The organism is Neobacillus drentensis (assembly GCF_036966985.1).
GTDB lineage: Bacteria > Bacillota > Bacilli > Bacillales > Cytobacillaceae > Neobacillus > Neobacillus drentensis_E.
This window is the reverse complement of the sequence record NZ_JBALSN010000232.1, coordinates 1-6,067: the sequence shown is the minus strand read 5'-3', so window position 1 is coordinate 6,067 and position 6,067 is coordinate 1. Positions and strand designations below refer to the sequence as shown.

Sequence of the window (6,067 nt, the reverse complement as noted above, 5' to 3'; positions counted from 1 at the left end):
ACTCGCGGATAAAGTGGATTTATTCTCGGATAAGAGCAGATACTCTCGGATAAAGTAGATTTACTCTCGGATAACTCCAAATTACTCTCGATATGACGATTTCCCTTATCGATTTTGGTATGGAACGTTTTTTAGGTTATCATCATAGATAATATTAGCCTTTATATGGAGTTGATTTATTTGAAAAAGACAACCGTTGACGAGGTTTTACAGCAGGGAATCTATGGACCGCTAGAAACAAAACCAGATGAGCGGCGGAAATTCTTAGGTACACTCCGAGAGCGGATTGTCGTAGCTCTGACAAAAAGCCAAGTGAGAGAAGCAAACGTATATCCTCAAGTTGAGAAGCAGATGAAAGAAAAGCCGCAGACCCATCTTTTCTTAAATGGAAATATGAGTTATGAAACCCTTTCAAAATATGTAAAACTGGCCACAAAATATAAGATTGAACATACCCTTGTGACTAATAAAGACCACGACTCGGAAATCGGCTTAGTATTAGCCATGGATCACGCGATTGATAAGGAAGATATATATATCACCAACAAGGAACCAAAAGCGGTCAAGAAGGAAGGAAAAAAGAGTAAGGGATTTTTTTCAAAACTATTTAACCGATAAAAACATGGTCCTCATGAGGTATTCATGAGGACAAATATCGTCAAACTGTCTTTAATACTTATCTGTTTCTCTCAACTGCCACTTCCACTGTAGCATGCAGCTCAATCCCCACATTCCCCTGAATCGCACGGCTAATCATGCAAGATGTCTCCGCCTTTTTAGCCAGTCTCTTAGCCATTTCCACTTCTTTATCAGATGCTCCTGGTTGCAAGACAATCAAAGGTCGATGAATAATCCTTTTATAGGTAAAAACCCCCTTGGTAACATCGACAATTCCCTCAGACTCCATCGTTAGGCTTTCCTTCTCTAAACCGCTCCGTTCCATCATCGCCGCAAGGGTGATAATGTAGCATGTCGCGGCAGCGCCCAGCAGCATCTCGTCGGGATTGGTGCCGATACCTGGTCCATTCATTTCTGGTGGGATAGAGATCTTCGTGACCAAATTCCCTGCCTCAATCTCCCCAACATCGTTCCGTAAACCCGGCCAGTTTGCCTTTAAGTGAAAAACATGTTCAGCCATTCTAAATTCCTCCAATTCCAGTTTTGGTCCCACGACTCTTAAGAAATATGGTAAGGTTATTTTTGATATGTAATAAATGGAGCAGTGATGAATGAAAATTATTTATAAAATGACCCTTTTCCTAATTCTTTGTTTATATTTAGCGATTCTTTCGAAATTCATTTTGTTTAAATACATCCCGTTATCTGAGATTATTAATCATTTCAACTTTACGTATGATGAATATCATTGGCGGTCGAATAATTTCGTCCCTTTTAAAACGATTAATTTTTACCTGTTCTTAGCGGATATCAATTTATATATTCGGATTGAAAACCTAGCAGGGAATATCATCGGCTTTATGCCGTTTGGATTTATCTTACCATTGCTGGCGAAGAAGTTTCAAAAACTTAGCGCCGTCACCCTTACCACCTTTGGCTTAAGTCTGGCATTTGAACTGCTGCAGCTGATATTTGAATTCGGAAGCTTTGATGTAGATGATTTAATATTAAATACGCTGGGTGGAATCCTAGGACTTTTGCCTATTAAACTTGTTCTTCTGTTGAGCCGTTTTAAAAAGAAGACTATGACCGAAAATATCAATTAATAAAAAAACCACCGATGAATCCTCAAAACGATTCACCCGTGGTTTTTTCTTCACCCGTAACTGGGACGCTGTCTGCTAACATTTGAATATTTTTCGTTACCTTTGTGCTATAGGTAAAATCACCATAGCAGTACGGGTAGCGAAAATTATTTTTATTGCCGCCACACGTATAAATGGTCGGCTTTTCTTTTACCCGCTGGAGAGAAAATTCCTTCGCTAACGCCTCACTATGCTTCCCGCTATGGGCTGCAACAAAGTCAATATAGCCAATTCCCATGTTGTAAGATTGAATAACGGTCTGGAAATCTACTTTTTTCTTATTCCCATAACTGAGGACGCGCTGAAAATGTTTCACACCAACCTGAATACTTTTTTGTGGATCTGTAATTGTATTTCTCGCCAAACCTGCCGATTCTGACGCCTGCATAGGGTCCCCGCCTTTGCCGCGGCTTTCCTGCTGCATTAAAGCGACAACTACTGTGGTATGACCTTCGAGATGATATTTCGCTAATTCATCATGTATGAGGGGTTGATATTTTTTTACATCAGCAAATGGATCCTTTTCTACAAGAAGAGGGGAGCCTTGTTTTTGAAAATAATTTTGGAACATGGCTAACGCGCAAAAAAGGATGAACAGCTCAAAAAAGGTTTTGAATTTCTTCCGTTTACGTTTTTTCATTCAGAAGCCCTCCCATCCATGACCATTATAAGGGAAGTTGCCAAGAATGTCTGTGATAAACTTATTAGAAAAAAATTGTAGTAATAAGAGAAAAATAGATTGAAATTTCAGGAATTATGAACAAAAATCAATTCACTTGCCCATACTGATGATGGAATCATTGCGGTAAAGCGGAAAAGTTTGGTATCATCATTAGTATTGATATGACAAGATTGAAGGGATAGGGGGTTATACTATGTCACGAATTTCAAAGGATCAGGTTAAGCATGTAGCCAATCTGGCAAGATTGGCCATAACCGAAGAAGAAACAGAAAAGTTTACAAAGCAGCTCGATGCAATTATTACCTTTGCTGAGCAGTTAAATGAATTGGATACGGAAAATGTGGAGCCTACATACCATGTACTGGATATGAAAAATGTCTTGCGTGAAGATAAATCCAAACCTGGATTATCGCGTGAAGAGGTACTAAAAAATGCACCTCTGCATCAGGACGGCCAGATTAAAGTACCATCGATTATGGGGAAGGAGGATTAAAAGGTGAGTTTATTTGATTATAAAGTTGCAGACCTACATGAACTTTTTACAAAGAAGGAACTAAAAGTATCCGATCTTGTCGATGAATCCTATAAGAGAATTGGACAAGTTGAAGATAAAGTTCAGGCATTTTTAACGTTAGATGAAGAACGAGCACGTCTTTCTGCGAAAGCTTTAGATGAGAAGGTCAATAGTGAAAATGCCAAAGGTTTGCTATTTGGGATGCCGATTGGCTTAAAAGATAACTTAGTTACAAAAGGACTTCGGACAACCTGTGCGAGTAAAATTCTTGAAAGTTTTGATCCGATTTATGATGCGACCGTTGTTCAAAAACTGCAGCAAGTTGAAACAGTGACGATTGGAAAGTTAAATATGGATGAGTTTGCCATGGGGTCTTCCAACGAAAATTCCCATTACCAAACGACACGTAATCCATGGAATCTTGAGAGGGTTCCAGGCGGCTCTTCAGGCGGTTCAGCTGCATCTGTAGCGGCAGGAGAGGTCCTATTTTCACTTGGTTCCGATACAGGTGGTTCCATCCGTCAGCCAGCTTCTTTTTGTGGTGTCGTAGGAATGAAACCAACCTATGGCCGAGTTTCCCGCTTTGGTCTTGTTGCCTTCGCTTCATCCCTTGATCAAATTGGACCAATTACTAGAACCGTGGAGGACAATGCCTACCTGCTTCAAGCAATTTCCGGCCTCGATCCTATGGATTCAACCTCTGCGAATGTGGATGTACCAAACTTTGCGAGTGGTTTAACTGGTGATGTGAAGGGCCTCAAAATTGCTGTACCAAAAGAGTACCTTGGTGAAGGTGTCAGCGAATCAGTAAAACAGTCCGTCTTAAATGCCTTAAAGGTACTCGAAGGTCTTGGGGCAACATGGGAAGAAGTATCCTTGCCGCATTCGAAGTACGCATTGGCTGCTTACTACTTGCTGTCTTCCTCAGAAGCATCAGCAAACCTTGCCCGTTTCGACGGAGTCCGTTACGGCTATCGCTCAAAGGATGCTGAAACATTAATCGATTTATATAAAAAAACCCGTGCAGAAGGCTTCGGTGATGAAGTAAAGCGCCGGATTATGCTTGGTACATTTGCATTAAGTTCAGGGTACTATGATGCTTATTACAAAAAAGCACAACAGGTACGGACATTAATAAAACAAGACTATGAAAATGTTTTTGCTAAATATGATGTGATCGTCGGACCGACAACACCAACTCCTGCATTTAAAATTGGTGAAAAAATCGAGGATCCGTTAACTATGTACATCAATGATATCTTAACGATTCCGTTGAACCTTGCGGGCTTACCAGGAATTTCAGTACCGTGTGGTTTCGATGGCGGGTTACCGTTAGGATTACAAATCATCGGTAAGTATTTTGATGAAACAACGATCTATCGTGTAGCACATGCATTTGAACAGGCAACAGACTTTCATAAAGAAAAGCCTGTATTATAGGGGGTGAAGAGAATGGAATTTGAAACAGTGATTGGACTTGAAGTCCATGTTGAGTTAAAAACAGAATCTAAGATTTTCTCGGCGAGCCCTAACCATTTTGGGGCCGAACCGAATACAAATACAAGTGTCATCGACCTTGGCTACCCAGGTGTATTACCTGTCCTTAATAAAAAAGCAGTAGAATTCGGGATAAAAGCAGCGATGGCAATTAATTGCGAGGTTGCCACCCATACCAAGTTTGACCGGAAGAACTATTTTTACCCGGATAATCCTAAGGCCTATCAGATTTCCCAATTTGATAAGCCAATCGGGGAACATGGCTATATTGATATTGAGGTAAATGGCTATACGAAGCGAATTGGCATTACACGCATTCATTTGGAAGAAGATGCTGGAAAGCTTAACCATGGAAAAGGGTATTCATTATGTGATTACAATCGTCAGGGCACGCCGCTTGTTGAGATTGTTTCTGAACCAGATATCCGTACACCTGATGAGGCTTATGCTTATCTTGAAAAATTAAAATCGATTATTCAATATACGGGCGTTTCCGATTGTAAAATGGAAGAGGGCTCACTCCGTTGTGATGCGAATATTTCGATTCGCCCAGTGGGACAAAAAGAATTCGGAACGAAAACAGAACTGAAAAACCTTAACTCCTTCAATTTCGTCCGTAAAGGTCTTGAATTTGAAGAGAAGCGTCAACGAGAAGTAGTAGCTGCGGGTGGGACAATCGACCAGGAAACACGCCGTTTTGATGAAGCAACGGGGGCTACTCTGTTGATGAGGGTTAAAGAAGGTTCGGATGATTATCGTTACTTCCCTGAGCCGGACTTAATGGATTTGTACATTGATGAGGACTGGAAAGCCCGTATTCGTGCTGAAATTCCAGAGCTGCCTGATCAACGTCAAAAGCGTTATATAGACGAACTTGGACTACCTGTTTACGATGCAAAGGTGCTAACGGTTACGAAAGAAATGGCGGATTTCTTTGAAGCGACCGTGAATGGCGGAGCGGATGCAAAGCTTGCCTCGAACTGGATCATGGGGGATGTTTCTGCCTACTTGAATGCTGAGCAAAAGGAACTTCACCAAGTAGCATTAACTCCAGAAGGTCTAGCAAGCATGATTAAGTTGATCGAAAACGGAACGATTTCTTCGAAAATTGCTAAAACTGTTTTTAAAGAGTTAATTGAAAACGGCGGCGATGCGGAGCAAATTGTGAAGGACAAAGGGCTAGTCCAGATTTCCGATGAGGGCACCCTTCTTAAAATCATTTCAGAGGTGCTGGATGCGAATCCGCAATCAATTGAAGACTTTAAGAATGGGAAAAATAAAGCTGTTGGCTTCTTAGTAGGGCAATTAATGAAAGCAACGAAGGGACAGGCCAATCCTCAAATGGTTAATAAGTTGTTGCAGCAAGAACTTCAAAAGCGTTAATACGAAGGCTGGCAGAGTGCAATCTGCCAGCTTTTTTATTGTATAAGAAATTATTAAATAATTAATTGTGGATAAATTGAAATAGTTCTCTGAATCCAGCTCCAGCGCCCAGCGGCTAGTGTACTTCGCTCTCCGCCCTACGATAAGTCAACATCGAATCGCTTTCGCTCTTCGTGTTTCCTTTATCTCAGTTGGAGCGCTCCAGTCCATACGCCGCTGACCAGGGCG

At 41.1% G+C, this 6,067-nt stretch carries 7 protein-coding genes; 5 read left to right on the top strand and 2 right to left on the bottom strand.

Going from position 1 to position 6,067, the window contains the following annotated elements; genetic code table 11:
• Positions 1–180 precede the first annotated feature (180 nt).
• Positions 181–618: a YueI family protein gene (locus V7659_RS15720; protein WP_335540793.1), complete on the top strand. Its 438-nt coding sequence runs from the start codon at positions 181–183 to the stop codon at positions 616–618.
• A gap of 58 nt (positions 619–676) precedes the next feature.
• Here the strand turns inward: V7659_RS15720 and V7659_RS15715 are convergent, their stop codons facing one another.
• Complete coding sequence (locus tag V7659_RS15715; protein WP_335540792.1) at positions 677–1,138, bottom strand: OsmC family protein; 462 nt, start codon at positions 1,136–1,138, stop codon at positions 677–679.
• 91 nt (positions 1,139–1,229) lie between these two features.
• On the opposite strand from V7659_RS15715, the gene V7659_RS15710 reads away from it, so the two are divergent.
• The gene (locus tag V7659_RS15710) at positions 1,230–1,724 is read left to right on the top strand and encodes a VanZ family protein (RefSeq protein WP_335540791.1); all 495 of its coding nucleotides are present in this window, start codon (positions 1,230–1,232) and stop codon (positions 1,722–1,724) included.
• A 22-nt stretch (positions 1,725–1,746) separates the two neighbouring features.
• Here V7659_RS15710 and V7659_RS15705 read toward each other — a convergent pair whose 3' ends face one another.
• Positions 1,747–2,403, bottom strand: coding sequence for a lysozyme family protein (locus V7659_RS15705; RefSeq protein WP_335540790.1), 657 nt, complete (start codon positions 2,401–2,403; stop codon positions 1,747–1,749).
• 235 nt (positions 2,404–2,638) lie between these two features.
• On the opposite strand from V7659_RS15705, the gene gatC reads away from it, so the two are divergent.
• The 3 genes from gatC to gatB are packed head-to-tail and all read left to right on the top strand — an operon-like array spanning position 2,639 to position 5,839.
• Positions 2,639–2,938, top strand: a complete 300-nt coding sequence (gene gatC / locus V7659_RS15700) for an Asp-tRNA(Asn)/Glu-tRNA(Gln) amidotransferase subunit GatC (RefSeq protein WP_144555288.1) — start codon at positions 2,639–2,641, stop codon at positions 2,936–2,938.
• 3 nt (positions 2,939–2,941) lie between these two features.
• Positions 2,942–4,399 (top strand): Asp-tRNA(Asn)/Glu-tRNA(Gln) amidotransferase subunit GatA, encoded by a 1,458-nt coding sequence (gene gatA / locus V7659_RS15695; RefSeq protein ID WP_335540789.1) that lies wholly within the window; start codon positions 2,942–2,944, stop codon positions 4,397–4,399.
• Between the two features lie 12 nt (positions 4,400–4,411).
• Positions 4,412–5,839, top strand: coding sequence for an Asp-tRNA(Asn)/Glu-tRNA(Gln) amidotransferase subunit GatB (gatB, locus tag V7659_RS15690; RefSeq protein WP_335540788.1), 1,428 nt, complete (start codon positions 4,412–4,414; stop codon positions 5,837–5,839).
• Positions 5,840–6,067: the final 228 nt, after the last annotated feature.